Here is a 15,923-nt window from a genome sequence, read left to right as displayed (position 1 = left end):
TCTCCCTTTTTGACATAAAAAAATTCGGATAAAGATAGCCGAATTTTTTTATCTATTTCATAAAATACGCCCAAAAGCCAGGTTTCTAGGCTGGGTCATACGCCCATTTCAGGTAAATGGAACCCCACGTAAAGCCGCCGCCAAAGGCCGCTAGAATCACGTTGTCTCCTTTTTTAAGCTGGTTTTCATACTCCCACAAACACAAGGGAATGGTGCCGCTGGTGGTGTTGCCGTATTTCTGGATGTTGATCATCACTTTCTCCGGGCCAACACCCATGCGGTTGGCCGTAGCGTCAATAATGCGTTTGTTGGCTTGGTGCGGCACCAGCCAGGCAATGTCTTCGGCCTGCAGGTTGTTGCGGTCCATGACCTCAGCGGCCACATCGGCCATGCCTTTCACCGCGAACTTAAACACCGACTGACCTTCCTGGAAAGCAAAATGCTCGCGGCGGTCCAAAGTTTCCTGCGTGGCGGGTCTGCGGCTGCCGCCGGCTTTCATGTGCAGGAACTGAACGCCCGTGCCGTCAGATTTCAAGATACTGTCTTGCACGCCTAAACCTTCAGTATTGGGTTCCAGCATTACGGCGCCGCCGCCGTCCCCGAAGATGATGCACGTAGCGCGGTCTGTATAATCCACAATTGCTGACATTTTATCAGCGCCCACAATGATGATTTTCTTGTATTTGCCCGTTTCTATGAACTGCGCACCCGTGGCCAGCGCAAACAGGAAACCAGAGCAGGCAGCCTGCAGGTCATAGCCGAAGGCGTTTACGCAGCCCGTGGCTTCTGTGATGATGTTGGCCGTAGCCGGAAACACGTAGTCTGGGGTGGTGGTGGCGCAGATCAGCATTTCTACTTCCTCTGGCTTGGTGTTGGTTTTTTTGAGCAGGTCCAGCACCGCAGGAATAGCAATGGCTGACGTTCCCTGGTCTTCGCCTTTCAGAATGCGCCTTTCCTCAATGCCCGTTCGGCTGACAATCCAGTCATGGTTGGTTTCTACCATGGTCTCCAACTCATGGTTGGTCATCACATACTCTGGGGCATATCCGCTCACACCGGTGATCGCGGCGGTTAATTTGCTCATATTGTTCTGAGGGCTTGTCTGGTGAGGCGCACGGTTAGGCGCTGAAGTGTTGTTTGAATTTATCTGCTATGTGGGTCTCGGCCATTTTATTAGCCAGATGCACCATGTTGCAGATAGCGGTAGGGGTGGAGACACCATGCCCAATCACCGCGTTGCCGTTCACCCCTAACACAGGGCTACCGCCTACCGCTTCATAATTGAAACGGTCAAAGAAAGGGTCTCTGATGTTTTTCTCCCGGATGATGTCATAGATAGACTCCGCGAGTTTGAGGATCACGTTACCGGTAAAACCGTCACAAACAATTACGTCTGCTTTGTCATTGAAAACGTCGCGGCCCTCAATGTTCCCGATAAAGTTGATGGATTTGTTTTCTTTGAGGAGTTTGTGGGCAGGTTGGGTCACCATGGTGCCTTTGCCTTCCTCTTCGCCCAGGTTCATTAAGCCCACGCGTGGGTTCTTAATGTCCAGGACTAATTCTGCGCAGATAGAGCCAATCTCACCAAACTGTTCCAGAATCTCTGGTTTGCAGTCGGCAATGGCGCCAACGTCCAGGAGCACGCCTAGTCCGCCGGAGAGTTTGGGGATAAAGCTGGCCAGCGCTGGCCGAAGTATGCCTTCTACCTGTTTTACGCTGAACACGGCGCCCACCAGCATGGCACCGGTGTTGCCGGCGCTGCAGAAGGCGTCTGCTTTTTTAGAGGCCAGCATGCCGTAGCCTACCGCAATGCTGGAATCTGGTTTTTGGGTAAGCGCTTTAGTAGGGTGTTCACCCATCCCAATGACTTGAGATGCGTGAACAACCTTAATTCTGGACCCAGTGTAGCCGTGCTTTTGCAGGAGGTCTTGGATAGTGGTTTCATCCCCAATCAGGAAAATCTCAACCTCATCCGTTAATGTCTCAGCCGCCAAAAGTGCGCCTTCTACAACTGCCTGAGGAGCGAAATCGCCACCCATTGCGTCCAGAGCTATTTTCATGTAAAGCGTGTTTCGTAAATTATCCTACAAGTAACTAAAATAAAGCCTGATTAGGCAAGCTTTATTACGCAACAGAGGTATAATTTTTGATGGCCACTTTGCCGTTACGGTACAGATCGCCGTCTACAACGTACGCTCTGTGGTATTGGTGCACCTCGCCGGTGTTAGGGCAGATAGAAATCGCTTTCGGCGTGATTTTGTCGTGCGTTCTTCTCTTATCTCTTCTGGTTTTGGAGATTTTTCGCTTAGGATGTGCCATCTCTGGTAGTTATTACTAATTGGTTAAAAACTTATTTAAGCTTCTTGAGGGCGGCGAAGCGCGGGTCCACGGGGCCTTCTTCGTCATCATCGTCCTCGGTATCATCTTCGGCGTAGCCGGTGGAGTAAATCAAAAGGCCGTCTGCCTCTGGGTCTATCTCCCGTTGTTGGTCTTCTTCTACAAACCGGGGGTGCAGCTTCTTCATGGGCAGCGCCAGGCCTATGTAATCATAGAGGTGCTGGGCCACGTTGATGTACTGCGTCTCAGGTACAATCTGCAACACGTTCACGTCTAGTTCCAGGTCTTCTGGGCCGTAGCGCGCCAACAGCGTCTGTTTTACTTCCAGGGGATGCTCAAATTCCTCCAGGCTCCGGTCGCAGGTCAGGGTTACCGTTCCTTTGATGTGGAAGTCAAACTGCAAAAGAAGCTCAGACTTGAGTAAAGTCACGTCTGCTTTCAGGTGGCCGCCCAAGACTAAATCTTGGTCAAACATCTCAAAGAAGCGGTTGTCCAACTCAAACTCGTAGTCATGGGCCTTGTTGCCCAGCTTGACAAGATTGATATCGTATTTCTTAATCTCCTTCACGTTGCCTCTTTTTTTGCAAGTCGCAAAATTAGCAAGAATATCTGAATTATAAAATACAAATGCCTTTTTTGCGCGGGAATTACATTTCCGTTTTCGGGCTCATTTCCGGAAACGGGGCCAAAAACGGAAATGTCTGACTCGCTAAAATCTATTTATGTACAAGAAACAATTAATTACCAATGCGTTTTGGGGCTCATTTTTGAAAATGAGCCCCAAAACGCATTCCTATCTTCTTATGGAGTCTTCTAATATGCCCGCCCGGGCCCGCAGAATATCTACTGCCATAAACAAGGCTTCTCTGAACGAAGTCTCGTCTGCCTTGTTCTGGCCGGCAATGTCATAGGCGGTGCCGTGGTCTGGCGAGGTGCGGACAATAGGCAAGCCCGCCGTGAAGTTCACCCCGCGTTCAAAGGCCAGCGTCTTGAATGGAATCAAGCCTTGGTCATGATACAGCGCCAAAGTGGCATCAAATTTCTGGTAACTGCGCGTCCCGAAGAACCCGTCGGCAGGGTAGGGCCCGAAGACCAGGTTGCCTTTGTTGCGCAGCTGTTCAATCACCGGAATCACAATCTCAGTTTCCTCTGAGCCCAGCAAACCATTCTCGCCGGCATGTGGGTTGAGGCCCAGCACGGCAATCTTGGGTTTCTGAATCCCGAAGTCCTGCTTGAGCGAGTTCTCCAGGATGTTGATTTTCCGGATTAGCAGTTCGGCGGTCAATACATTAGCCACGTCTTTCAAGGGCAGATGCCCGGTGACGGTGGCCACTCTAAATTTCTCTGCTACCAGAAACATCAAACTTTCCGGCGCATTGAAAAAAGTGGTGAAAAACTCGGTGTGGCCGGGGAAATGGAAGCCTTCGCCCTGGGTGTTGTCTTTGTCAATGGGGGCGGTGACCACGGCCTGAATGTGGCCGTCTTTCAGGTCCTGGGCGGCACGCAACAAGGCAGCGCGGGCTAAGGCACCAGTGGCGGGCGTAGGCGTACCAGGCGTGAATTCTACCTCTTCTTCCTGGCAGTTGAGCACGTTCACCTTTTTGGGGTGCAGTTGGTCAAAGGCCTGTACCTGCTGAAAACTGAAATTCTCTAGGGCCAGTAACTTTCGGTATTTGTTGACTACGTTGGCGTTGCCGTAGATGATTGGCGTACAATAATTCAAAACGCGGCTGTCAGCTAGGGTTTTCAGAATCACTTCGGGGCCAATGCCGGCAATGTCACCAATGGTGATGCCTATGCGGGGCTTGTTTTTGTGCTCCATAAACTAGGCGGTGGCTTGGGAAGACAGGAAATGATACAGCAAACGCACGCTGCTGCCGGTGGCATGTTTACCTCTGTAAGAATCTGGGCTCAACAGGTAGGCCGTGCCGGCGATGTCCAGGTGAATCCAAGGGTAATTAGTAAAGAATTCCAGGAATTTGCCTGCTGAAATGGCTCCAGCCTCAGCTGCGCCGATGTTTTTAATGTCTGCGATGTCAGATTTTATATGCTCGTGGTATTCTTCCCACAAAGGCAATTCTACCAAGCGTTCATGGGCCATGTCTCCGGCAAACTTTAAGTCGGTTTTCAACACGTCATTGGCGGTGCCCATCATCACAATGCCTTCACGGCCTACGGCGCGGGCGGCAGCTCCGGTGAGGGTGGCAATATCAATCACCAAGGCAGGGTTGTAGCGCTTGGCAAAATGCAGGGCATCAGCTAAAATTAAACGGCCTTCTGCATCGGTGTTCAGGACTTCCACGGTGTGCCCACTGTGCATGGTAATTACGTCGCCGGGCATAAAGCCTTTGTCGCTCACCAAGTTATCAGTGGCCGGAATCAAGCCAATCACGTGCAGGGGAATGTTGTTCTTAGCCAAGGCATACAGCGTGCCGGCCACGGAAGCGGCACCCGACATGTCTGATTTCATGTAGTCCATAGAATTGGGCGTGGGCTTGATGCTCAATCCGCCGGTGTCATAGACTACGCCTTTCCCCACCAGTACCACGGGTTGGGTGTTGGTGGCGTTGGCGGGTTTGTATTCCAGAATGTTGAACGTAGGAGCTTCGTCTGAGGCTTGGTTCACGGCCAACAATCCACCCATTTTCAGGGATTGAATCTGCACCAGGTCCAGCACTTCCACTTTTACCTCGGTACCGCTCAGCATCTCCGTTATTTGCTCACTCAAGATGGAGGCCGTCTGCATATTGGGAGGCGTGTTCACCAGATCGCGGGTATGATAAACCGCATCCAGTAAATTGCCCAACTCTGTTACTTGTGTCGCAGAAAGGTTCTTGCCAGAAATGGTCACTGATTTCAGGACAGGTGGCGTGGCTTTCTCCGTTTTATATCCCTGAAAGGAATAATTGCTCAATACCAAACCTTCAGCAACAAACAGAGCCGCATCAGCATCAGCGCTATCCACTAAGGCTATGCTTTCCACTTTGTCAGCGGTGAGGCGTTGGTGCAGGGCGTGGCCGGCTTTGCGAAGGGCTTCCTGGGTGAGGGTGCCTGATTTCTTTGGCTCTGTCAGTACCAAATACAACTGGTGGGTGAGTTTATTGATGGTCACCAGCGTGCTTTTCAGGTCTAGCTGGCGATTGATATAGGTGCGTTCATCAGCGGAGAAAAGTTCCTCGGGGAGGTGCTCGCGGCCCGGCACCAACACAGCGGTGCTGGTATTTGCGGGTAATGTTGCAGCGTAGGTCAGTTCTGTGCGCATATGTTGTGTATCTTTGGCCTGCAATATAGCCTTAACAAACGGAAACCGAAAACCAGTGAAGCCCGTCCAGCCCAAGAAACACCTGGGTCAGCATTTCCTGACTGACCTGAATATTGCGCAGAACATAGTAGAGGCCTTGCGCTTGCCCGGAGGGGTACAGGACGTGCTGGAGGTAGGCCCCGGCATGGGCGTGCTCACCCAGTACCTGGTGCAGCACCCAGAATACAAAACCACCATTGTAGACATTGACCGCGAAAGCATTGCGTGGCTCAACGAGCATTTTCCGCAACTGGAAGGCCGTGTCCTGCTGGCCGATTTCCTGAAAACCGACCTAAAAACCTTGTTCTCAGGCCCGTTTGCGGTCATCGGTAATTTTCCGTACAACATCTCCAGCCAAATCTTCTTCAAGGTACTGGACCACCGCGACCAGGTGCCCGAAGTGGTGGGCATGATTCAGAAGGAAGTAGCCGAACGCATTGCCGCGCCGCACGGGTCCAAAACCTACGGCATCATGAGTGTGCTGCTGCAGGCTTTCTATGATATTGAGTACCTGTTCACGGTACATGAGCACGTGTTCAACCCGCCGCCCAAAGTAAAATCAGCGGTCATCAGGCTCACCAGAAACCAGGTTCCGCAATTGCCCTGCAACGAACGGCTGTTCATGCAGGTGGTGAAAGCTAGTTTCGCCACGCGCCGGAAAACCTTGCGCAACTGCCTTAAGCTGTTCAACCTTCCGCAGGAAGTGGCCCAGGATAAATTGTTCGACAAGCGCGCTGAGCAGTTATCTGTACAAGATTTTATTCAACTGACCCTATTGATTCAGGAGCATGCAGTCTGAAATAACCCGGGAGTTCATTGACCAGATAGAAGACGCCATTGAGCGCCGAGACGCCGAGTTCATTCTCTCCAACATGGAGGAAATGTACCCGGTTGACATCACAACGGTGCTCTATGAACTCAACACAGACCAGAGCAAATACGTGATGGAACTGCTGCCTACCGAGGTGGGCGCGGAAATCCTGAGCGATTTGGACACTGATGTTCGGACCAATTTCCTGAAGAATTTCACCAACGAGGAAATTGCCCGCTATGTAGCGGAAATGGAGTCTGACGACGCCGTGGACGTGCTCAACGAGCAAACCGTGCAGCGCAAAGAGGAAATCATTGCGCAGCTAGAGGACCGCGAGCACGTAGCCTACATCATTGACCTTTTGCACTACGACGAGGACTGCGCCGGCGGTCTAATGGCGAAAGAGTTAATCAAAGTGAACCTCAACTGGAAAGTGGGGCAATGCATTGAGGAAATCAGGCGGCAAGCCGAAGACGTGGAGAAAGTCTACGCCATTTACGTGGTAGATGACCGCGACAAACTGGTGGGCCGATTGGGCATGAAAACCCTGATTCTGAGCAATGACCAAACGCCTATTGCCGACTTGTATGACCCCAACGTGATTTCCATAGAGTCTTACAAAGAAGACCAGGAAGTGGCCACCATCATGCAGAAATATGACCTGGACGCTATTCCGGTGGTCAACATTCAAGGGCGTTTGCTGGGCCGTATCACCATTGATGACGTCATTGACGTGATTCAGGAACAGGCTGAAATCAGCCGTCAGTTGATGACCGGTATCACCGAGAACATTGAGGAAGACGACAGCATTTTCCGGCTTTCCCGCGCCCGTTTGCCTTGGCTCATGATTGGCATGGTAGGCGGTTTGTTGGGTGCTCGCTTCATTGGCTTGTTTGAAGGTGACATTGCCGTGATTCCGGCGTTGGCCATGTTTACGCCCCTAATTACCGCTACCGGCGGAAACGTGGGCATTCAATCCTCTTCTATCATCATCCAGACCTTGGCCAATAAAACCATTCTGTTCGACAACTTCACTGCCCGTATTATAAAGGTGCTGTTGGTGGCGGTCATTAATGGCTTGGTCATGTCGGGTTTGGTGCTGGGTTTCAATCTGTTGTTCGGCGTGGAATTTACCTTGTCTTTGGTGGTAGCGGTGGCCTTGTTCAGCGTGGTCTTGCTGGCCTCGTTTATGGGCACGGTCACGCCCATGATTTTGGATAAATACGGTGTGAACCCCGCCATGGCCGCCGGACCTTTCATCACCACGGCCAATGACTTGCTGGGTTTGGCGGTGTATTTCCTGGTGGCCCACGTGTTGCTCAACCTTTAATTCTTGACAGATGCTGCCACTTCAAAAGCCCTTCAAGTGCCTGGTCATTGACTTGATGCATGAAAGCCTTTTGCCCTTGCTACAGGAACTTGGCGTGGAGGTAACCTATGCCCCTGAAATAAAAAAAGAAGAAGTTCCAGCCCTTTTGCCTGCTTTCCACATGCTGATGGTCCGGAGCAAAATGCGCATCACGGCTGATTTGCTTCTGCATGCGCCTAACTTAAAAGTGCTTGCCAGAGCAGGAGCCGGCGTGGATAACATTGACGATGGCGTGTTGGAAGAGAGGGGAATTACTTTAATCAACGCGCCCGAAGGAAACCGTGATGCCGTGGGCGAACACACACTTGGTTTGCTGCTGACCTTATTTCGGAAAATCAAACAAGGCGACGGCCAGATTCGTGAAGGCCTTTGGCTGCGCGAAGAGAACCGCGGCGCGGAGATTGGCGGCAAAACCATAGGGCTGATTGGCTACGGCCACATGGGCAAAGCCTTCGCCAAACGGTTGGCTGGGTTTGACTGCGAAGTGTTGGCCTTTGACAAAGCGCCCGTTGAAAATCCGTTTAGCCACGTGAAGTTGGTTTCTCTGCATGAAATTCAGAAAAAAGCCGACGTGCTCAGCCTGCATATTCCTTACACCAAGGAAAACCATCACTTTGCAAATGCTGAATTTTTGGCAGCATTTCAAAAGCCACTCTGGCTATTAAACACCGCCCGTGGCGAAGTTCTGGACCATCAGGCTCTGGTGAATTCCATGAAGATTGGCAAAGTGTTAGGCGCAGCGCTGGATGTGCTGGAGAATGAAAAACTAACTTCCCTGACCTCTGCTCAACAAGAGCGCCTGTCCTATCTGCACCAACATCCCCGCGTGATTTTGACTCCCCACATCGCCGGCTGGACCCAGGAATCTTACATCCGCATCAATGAAGTGCTGGTAGCTAAGCTGAAAGCATTTTTGGAAGGCCGTTAGCTTTCCGTTTTCGGGCTCATTTTCAGAAATGAGCCCGAAAACGGGATTTAGACTTTTTTAATTTCCGTAGAACTTACAGGTTCAAACGCATTCCGTCTCCCTTTGAAGGGGTAGGGGGATGATTGGCATCTGTTGAGAACCACGTTTTATTTCCCTGCCGCAAGTTTAGCGTCAGCTTGAATGTGGTTTCTGTTAAGTGGATTTCTCAACATACGTAAGTTTATAAACTTACCATGTGGTTAGCCACAAGTTACGCTGGCGCTAAACTTGCGGCAGTGAATTGCAGAGAAACTTGTGCTAACTCAAACATTCAACTTAAAGGGGAACGAAAAAGAACTTAAAACCCGTTTTCGGCTTCATTTCTGAAAATGAGCCCGAAAACGGAATCCAACAATCAGCAACTAACAATCAACAATTAATTACCGCTGCGGATTGAAGGTGATGGTGGAGTACCCGATGATTAAGTCAGCGCGCGTGCCCGGCGGACGGTAATAAACCAGCACATCATACACATTTTCGGTGGCGAAGTGGCTACCCTCAAAATAACGGGCATCTGCCTGGCCATTGGCACCTTTCACCGCAAAATAGTAGTTGTAATAGCCTTGCTTGAGCAGCGCGGAGCCGGAATAAAGTTTGTTTTCGGCGTCATAGGTTAGTTTAAAGCCTTCCTGCAATTGCCAATCACTCAATCCACCGAAGACATAGACCGGGCCGGGCGCGGGTTCCGGGGAATGCAGCTGGAAGAAAACCTGCTGGTAATCGGCGTTCAAAGGGGCGTTGCCGTACTCGCGGCTGCCATAAAGAAACTTGCCGTTGGCGTCTGGCTGGGTGCTGTAGGCCTCGCGGGCGCGGCTTTTGCCGGTAAGGGCGTACACGCGGTCTGGGCTGGTGGAAATGTCGCGGCGCTCCACGCCCAGTCCGCTGAACCGCTCACTGCGGGTGTCCAAGGCCCTGAATTCGCTCAAACCCAGAAACGTCTGCTCCACGTCAAACAACTGATACTCCAAGCGGCGCTGGGCCTCTTGGGTGAACGTAGGCCGGTTGAAATATTTGCCATTGTCCCAACGGTGGTTCTGGCGCAAGACTACTTTAATTTCCTGCGCCGGATTCACCAGCGGATACTGCGCGTAGAAGATGTTGAAGTCCAGTTGCTGCCGTACGTTTCTATCGCCGGCGCCGGGCGTGGCCATGGGTCTGAGGCCTACCTGCACCGCTTCCTCAAAAACCACAAAACGGCGGCTCAACAATCGGTTGCCGCCTTCCTCCAAGACTTCCAGCAGGTAATTGCCGCTCAGTTTCACTCTTGGTACGCTAAACCGGTAATGCCAATAAGGCACCTTGGTCCCCGCCGAGGGCTCCACTTCCATAATGAAGAATTCGTTGAACTCCTGCACGTACTGCATGGGCTGAATGGAAGACGGCTGCCAGTTGATGTCACAGTGGTACAACTTCACCACCGCTCTTCCGCGTGGCGCAGATAAGCGGTCAAACTCCAGAATCAAGGGGCTGGACTGGTCCAGGGAAACTACCGGCGGCGCCAGCACATCGGCCACATTGTAACTGCGTGAATACAGCTGCACCGACCGCACATCTGTGGAATAGACGGCATCATCGTACCGTAGAGCCGCACTTGTGGTTCCCGTTCCGGTGCCAGTTCCTTCTACGGGCACACAGCCGGTGAGCAGGTTGCCCAGCAAGATGGAGGCGAGGAAAGCGTGTTTTATTTTGGAAGTGAAAGTCATAGGGAAATTCAATATTAACTAGAAAATGGGCGAGAGGCCAGCCGTTCAAAGCGATTTAAAGCTACATTTTTTCTTCTTTATGAAGAAGAAAGTTTCTTGGTAGCGGATTGATTTGGCTTCGCGCCAAAGCTTTTCTACTACGCCCAGAACATCCTTTCAGGATGACAAAAGTAAGTGGATGTTGCAGTAAAAGTTTAGGCCGCTTCTAAAGGTCGTGAGTTAAAATTCGCTCAAAATTTTAACGAATTGGAGCTGCAAAACTTGCCTTGATTTTCCGTTTTTGGGCTTTAAATGGGAAATGGAGGCCAAAACAAAACCTCACCGGCTGTGGGGCCAATGAGGTTTTAAGGTTATTTCAATTGTGTTTCTAAGGTCTCTACTTGTTCCATAAGCTGTTCCCAGGTGGCCTGCTCTTTGTCTAGCTGGGCCTTCACTTTATTGAACTGCTGGGTGGCCTCGTGGAGGGCGTTGGGGTCGGCGTAAGTGCTGGGCAGGGCCAGTTTGTTTTCGCAGTTCTTAAGTTTGCCTTCCAGTTCGTTCACCAGCCCTTCCACTTGCTTCAGTTTTTGGTTGGCTTTCTTCAGTTCTGCCTCCAGTTCCTGCTGTTGGCTCGCGGTGGGCTTGGGTTTGGCCTGGGTTTTGGCGGCAGTTGGCGTTTGAGAGGGCCGTTTCAGGCCTTTGTCGCGCTGCTCCATCCAGTACTCGTATTCATGGTAGGTGCCGGGGTATTCCTTTAGTTCATGGTCTTCAATGTACCAGATTTTGTTGGCCACGCTCTCTACAAAATACCTGTCGTGGGAGATGACCACAAACGTTCCTTCATACTGTTCCAGGGCTTGAATCAGGATGTTCACACTCTGCATGTCCAGGTGATTGGTGGGCTCATCCAGAAGCAGGAAGTTGGCTTCTGAGATCAATGTTTTGGCCAGGGCCACGCGGCTTTTCTCGCCCCCGGAGAGGACTTTTATTTTTTTGAAAACGGTATCTCCAGTAAACAGGAAAGAACCTAAAACGCCACGCAGTTCCATCTCGGTGCGGCGACTGCCGGCTTGCACCATTTCCTGCAACACTTCGTTTTCTACAGTTAAGCTTTCCAGTTGGTGCTGCGCGTAGAAGGCCATGATTACGTTATGGCCCAACTGGCGCTCTCCCTGAATGGGTTCATCGCCGGAGATTACCCGCATGAGCGTGGACTTGCCTTTTCCGTTGGCGCCAATCAACGCTATTTTATCGCCGCGCTCAATGTTCACGTGCGTGTTCTTGAAAATGAGTTTGTCGCCGTAGCTTTTGCTCATGTTGTCTAGCCGCAGGATGTTTCTGCCGGGCTGTACCGTGAACTGGAACTTGAAATTGACAACGGGCGCGTCGCCGGCCACGTCTTCAATGCGTTCCATTTTGTCAAGGGCTTTCATGCGGCTTTGCGCCTGCTTGGCTTTGGTGGCTTTGGCCTTGAAACGGGCTATGAACTGTTCGGCCTGCTTTATCTGCTGCTGCTGGTTTTCAAAGGCACCTTTCTGAATCTCGTTTCTAAGCTCTTTCTCTTCTAAATAAAAACTGTAATTGCCCGCATACACATTTAGTTTCTGGCCCGACACCTCCACCGTCATGTTAGTGGTTTTGTCAAGGAACTCCCTGTCGTGAGATACAATCACAATGGCGCCTTCATAGCCGGCCAAATAAGTTTCCAGCCATTTAATGGAAGGTAAATCCAAGTGGTTGGTGGGTTCATCCAGGAGCAGGAGCGACGGTTTTTGCAACAGGATCTTGGCCAGCATCACGCGCATGCGCCAGCCGCCGGAGAAAGTCTTTAAGGGTTGCTGCAGTTCCTCGGTGGTAAAGCCCAGGCCTTCCAGAATTTCCTCGGCTTTTACCTGAATGTTGTAACCGTCCAGGGCTTCAAATTGCTCCTGCAGGCGGGCCAGTTTGTCTATGTGCTCATCTTTGTAATTGGTTTCCATCTCATGCAGCACGTCGTCAATGCGGTTCTGCAGTTGAATGGCTTCCTCAAAGGCTTGCATGGCCACTTTCAAGATGCTCTCATGGGTGTCATACGAAAGCAGATCCTGGTTCAGGAAACCCAGTGACACTTCCTTGCCCATGGTTATGCTGCCGCCGTCTGGCTTGTATTCGCCCACCAGTAAGCGTAAAAGCGTTGATTTACCGGTTCCGTTGAGACCCACCAGGCCAATCTGGTCTTTGGGTTTGATGTGCAGGTTGGCGTCTTGGTAAAGGGTGCGGCTCCCGAAATGGAAGTTGAGGTTATTGATGGAAATCATGGATCAAAGCGAATAAGCCGCAAAGGTACGCATTTTGCCAGAAACCTGAATTTTAACCGAAAGGGGGGAGGGGCGGGTTGTGATTTATTGTTTCCGGAGCAGCAACACGCCCGCCAGCAGAAATACCACGCCCAGAATCTTGGTCCAACTGATGGGCTTCACCGGAAAACCCAGCCACCCATAATGGTCCAGCACAATAGCCATCAGTAACTGCCCGGCCACAATAATTCCTAAAGAATTAGCCGCCCCAATGCGCGGCGCGGCCAGAATCACGGCGGTCACATAAAACACGCCCAGCAAACCGCCCAGCCATTTCCAGCCGGAGATTTGCTGCACCTGGTCCAGGGAGGGAAATTCCTGTCGGAAAAAAACGAAGGAGAGAATCAATAAGCAGAACGTGCCCACACAAAAAGAGAACAACGCCGTGAGGATGGGGTTGCCCACCGCCAACCTTAGTTCTGAATTGATGCCCGCCTGTACCGCCACCGCCATTCCGGCCGCCAACGCCAATAAATAATATAATTCCTTGCCCATGGTTTCTCTTTTCAACTGCAAAAGTACGCAGGAACCCGGTAGTTCAGTTCCGTTTTCGGGCTCATTTTCAGAAATGAGCCCCAAAACGGAAATTCCGGAAACCGTTACTTTTGCCGGGTCAGTTCCAGGTCTTGGGCTTTCTGCTGCAAGAGGGTGAGGCAGAGGTCAATGGTGGCTTTGTGCGTTCTAAACGATAAAATGGCGATGCGGAGCATGAAATGCCCGTCAACCTTGGTGGAAGACAGGAAAACCCGGCCGTCTAACTGTATGGCTTTTATCAATTCCTGGTTAAAGTGGTCCACGTTATTATTCTCAGACGGAAGATACCGGAACAACACCACCGACAGCTCCGGCACCACCGGCGCCTCAAACCCGGGCATCTGCCGTAATTTCTGGAAGGCGTACTGGGCCAGCAGCAGTTTTTCCTCCAACGCACTCCTGAACGCCGCCACGCCGTGCAACTTCAAAGGCAACCACAACCGCAGCCCCCTGAAATGCTTGCTCAGCTCCGGTGACAAATCAGCAGGCGAGGCTTCCTCGGTGGCCGACAGCGTGTCTTGCATGTAATTGGCCTGGTAGTGGTGGGTTTTGGCCAACTGGTCCCGGTCTTTGATGAGCACCGCGCCAAGGCCATACGGAATAAAAAGCCCTTTGTGCGGGTCCATCACCACTGAGTCTGCCAGTTCAATGCCTTTCAGTTTCTGCTTACCCGCTGGTGCCAAAGCAAAAAAACCGCCGTAGGCTGCGTCCACATGAAACCAAAGTTGGTGCTGCCTGGCAATTTCAGCTAGTTCTGGCAATGGGTCTACCGCGCCCACATCAGTGGTGCCGGCTGTGGCAATCACCAGCCACGGCGTGAGGCCCGCCGCCAGGTCTTGTTCTATGGCCTGGGCCAAGGCGTCGGGCTGAAGTTTGAAGTGGGCATCCATGGGAATCTCGCGCACGGGGCAATCGCCCAGGCCCGCAATTCTCAAGGCTTTGTCCAGGCAATGGTGGGCGTGGGCGCTCATGTACACCACGGCATCAGGAATCATTCTAGCGGTTATCTTTTGGGCATCGCGGGCGGTGGCCAGGGCAATAAGCGTGGCGATGCTTCCGCCGGAAGCCAAGTTGCCCACCGCGTCTTTCGGGAAACCAATGATTTCGGCCATCCACCTTATGAGCATGTTCTCCATGCGGACCGCACCGGGTGCCGAATAGAAAAGGCCCGCGTACCGGTTGGAGACCGCCGCCAGATAATCTCCCAGCGCCGCGTAATACAATCCGCCACCCGGAATATAGCCTAAATGTCCGCCGGAGGCAGGGTTCAGGCCAGGCGTGTCTACGTGTTCTTTGAGCAATGCCAGGGCCTGCTGCACCGGTAAGGGTTCCTCAGAAAGGGGGCTTTCCAACAAGCCGCCGCCCATGGCAGGATGCTCCACATACGCCGGGAGCGTTTCCAATTCTGTCAGGAAAGATTGGGCATAGGTCTCCACTGAGGTTTGAATGAAGGACCGTTCTGAGGGGCTAGGTTCCAACGTTAGAGCCGCTTGCTCTAAGGTCTGGAGGTTTTTTTCAATAGTGGGTACTTGTGTCAATTGTTTGAATTCAATGTCAGATAAACTATATAATAACCTGCTAATATACGGAGGAAGGCGAGAGATTCAATTAGCGGATATTCCCCGGTTATTTTCCAGGCTGATTCTCTTGAATAGGCTTTACTACAATTCCAGGTTCTCTTAGAAAGCCATTGCCGTGTGATATGTCTGAAAGTTGATTAATTATGTAAAACAATGCATTACCAACCGGTTTTCCGTTTTCGGGCTCATTTCTGAAAATGAGCCCGAAAACAGAATTTTGAGACACAAAAAACGAGTTAATTCAATTGCGAATTGTGGTCACGCAGGTAGCCTTTCCTGAAAACCCGGTACTGGTCAAAAATGGTGCGGACGGCGCGGTTGAGGTAGGTGGTGTTTTCCACGTCTTTGTCGGCCATCACGCCCGAGGCGTACCCTTGCCAGACGGCATTGTGCTTTTTGTGGTCCAGCAAGGTAACCAGCAGCGTGCCCTGGCTCATAAATAACTTGATGGGCCGGTAGGGGTCTGGGTTGGTAGTGGCCGGTTCCTGGTTGTTGGTGAGCCAGATGTCAAATTCCTCCTGCTCATAGCCTTTCATGTTGAGGTCATTGTAATACAGGTAATAACTTACCAGTAGATCTGGCTTGCGGTCTGTGAATTCATAGCCCTGCATCTCCAGCCTTTCCCGAATGTATTTTTGGAGCACCGCATACTGCCTGAGTGTGGAACTGTCATGCGCAGAGGCGTGCGTGATGAAGTTGAAGGTTTTGTATTTATGGAAAGCGCCGCCATAGCTGTAGTCAGACCCGTATTTTCGTTTGTTCAAACCCATGCAGCCACTCAAGGCCAACACAACAAATACCAAAGCAAGGACAAGGAGAGGGTAATGCTTTCTCATGGCAGGGTAGGTTTAATTGACTAGAACCTTGACACTTACGGAATTTTCTTCTGGAAAGGTTTTAAAAAATTATTGAAAAAGTAAAATAAATCTGTAAAAGTTTTCGAAGCCTTCATTTGCGCTATTATGATAAGGAGACTGGAGTTGCTTCCGACATTTTTAAGTTTGTC

At 51.3% G+C, this 15,923-nt stretch carries 14 protein-coding genes; 3 read left to right on the top strand and 11 right to left on the bottom strand.

Translation table 11 applies throughout. The annotated features are described in order from the left end of the window. Positions 1-85 precede the first annotated feature (85 nt). The 6 genes from IMY23_RS06115 to IMY23_RS06090 all read right to left on the bottom strand — a co-directional run bounded on the left by IMY23_RS06115 (position 86) and on the right by IMY23_RS06090 (position 5,599). Complete coding sequence (locus IMY23_RS06115) at positions 86-1,084, bottom strand: beta-ketoacyl-ACP synthase III (protein ID WP_192821238.1); 999 nt, start codon at positions 1,082-1,084, stop codon at positions 86-88. 34 nt (positions 1,085-1,118) lie between these two features. Beyond that, positions 1,119-2,060 (bottom strand): phosphate acyltransferase PlsX, encoded by a 942-nt coding sequence (gene plsX / locus IMY23_RS06110; RefSeq protein WP_192821237.1) that lies wholly within the window; start codon positions 2,058-2,060, stop codon positions 1,119-1,121. Between the two features lie 64 nt (positions 2,061-2,124). Then, positions 2,125-2,319, bottom strand: a complete 195-nt coding sequence (rpmF, locus tag IMY23_RS06105) for a 50S ribosomal protein L32 (RefSeq protein ID WP_192821236.1) — start codon at positions 2,317-2,319, stop codon at positions 2,125-2,127. A gap of 31 nt (positions 2,320-2,350) precedes the next feature. Next, complete coding sequence (locus tag IMY23_RS06100; protein ID WP_192821235.1) at positions 2,351-2,905, bottom strand: DUF177 domain-containing protein; 555 nt, start codon at positions 2,903-2,905, stop codon at positions 2,351-2,353. Positions 2,906-3,130: 225 nt separating this feature from the next. Then, positions 3,131-4,159, bottom strand: coding sequence for a 4-hydroxythreonine-4-phosphate dehydrogenase PdxA (gene pdxA, locus IMY23_RS06095; RefSeq protein WP_192821234.1), 1,029 nt, complete (start codon positions 4,157-4,159; stop codon positions 3,131-3,133). A gap of 3 nt (positions 4,160-4,162) precedes the next feature. Beyond that, a complete protein-coding gene (locus IMY23_RS06090; RefSeq protein WP_192821233.1) occupies positions 4,163-5,599 on the bottom strand; it encodes a M17 family metallopeptidase in 1,437 nt (478 codons plus the stop codon). A gap of 55 nt (positions 5,600-5,654) precedes the next feature. On the opposite strand from IMY23_RS06090, the gene rsmA reads away from it, so the two are divergent. The 3 genes from rsmA to IMY23_RS06075 are packed head-to-tail and all read left to right on the top strand — an operon-like array spanning position 5,655 to position 8,746. Then, positions 5,655-6,437: a 16S rRNA (adenine(1518)-N(6)/adenine(1519)-N(6))-dimethyltransferase RsmA gene (gene rsmA / locus IMY23_RS06085; RefSeq protein ID WP_192821232.1), complete on the top strand. Its 783-nt coding sequence runs from the start codon at positions 5,655-5,657 to the stop codon at positions 6,435-6,437. Then, positions 6,427-7,779 (top strand): magnesium transporter, encoded by a 1,353-nt coding sequence (gene mgtE / locus IMY23_RS06080; protein ID WP_192821231.1) that lies wholly within the window; start codon positions 6,427-6,429, stop codon positions 7,777-7,779. Before rsmA ends, mgtE begins: the two co-directional genes overlap by 11 nt. Before the next feature lie 10 nt (positions 7,780-7,789). Continuing rightward, a complete protein-coding gene (locus tag IMY23_RS06075; RefSeq protein ID WP_192821230.1) occupies positions 7,790-8,746 on the top strand; it encodes an NAD(P)-dependent oxidoreductase in 957 nt (318 codons plus the stop codon). A gap of 419 nt (positions 8,747-9,165) precedes the next feature. Here the strand turns inward: IMY23_RS06075 and IMY23_RS06070 are convergent, their stop codons facing one another. The 5 genes from IMY23_RS06070 to IMY23_RS06050 all read right to left on the bottom strand — a co-directional run bounded on the left by IMY23_RS06070 (position 9,166) and on the right by IMY23_RS06050 (position 15,753). Beyond that, the gene (locus IMY23_RS06070; protein ID WP_192821229.1) at positions 9,166-10,488 is read right to left on the bottom strand and encodes a DUF5103 domain-containing protein; all 1,323 of its coding nucleotides are present in this window, start codon (positions 10,486-10,488) and stop codon (positions 9,166-9,168) included. Between the two features lie 350 nt (positions 10,489-10,838). Then, positions 10,839-12,764 carry a ribosomal protection-like ABC-F family protein gene (gene abc-f, locus IMY23_RS06065; protein ID WP_192821228.1) on the bottom strand — a complete coding sequence of 642 codons (1,926 nt, stop codon included), beginning with the start codon at positions 12,762-12,764 and terminating at the stop codon, positions 10,839-10,841. Positions 12,765-12,848: 84 nt separating this feature from the next. Continuing rightward, positions 12,849-13,298: a DMT family transporter gene (locus IMY23_RS06060; RefSeq protein WP_192821227.1), complete on the bottom strand. Its 450-nt coding sequence runs from the start codon at positions 13,296-13,298 to the stop codon at positions 12,849-12,851. Positions 13,299-13,402: 104 nt separating this feature from the next. Further along, on the bottom strand, positions 13,403-14,875 hold the full coding sequence (locus IMY23_RS06055) for an aminotransferase class V-fold PLP-dependent enzyme (RefSeq protein ID WP_225986422.1): 1,473 nt from the start codon (positions 14,873-14,875) through the stop codon (positions 13,403-13,405). Positions 14,876-15,153: 278 nt separating this feature from the next. Continuing rightward, positions 15,154-15,753 carry a DUF4136 domain-containing protein gene (locus tag IMY23_RS06050; protein WP_192821226.1) on the bottom strand — a complete coding sequence of 200 codons (600 nt, stop codon included), beginning with the start codon at positions 15,751-15,753 and terminating at the stop codon, positions 15,154-15,156. Positions 15,754-15,923 lie beyond the last annotated feature (170 nt).

The organism is Rufibacter sp. LB8 (assembly GCF_014876185.1).
Taxonomy (GTDB): Bacteria; Bacteroidota; Bacteroidia; order Cytophagales; family Hymenobacteraceae; genus Nibribacter.
Note: the sequence above shows the minus strand (reverse complement) of the source record. Positions and strands in the feature narration are given on the sequence as shown.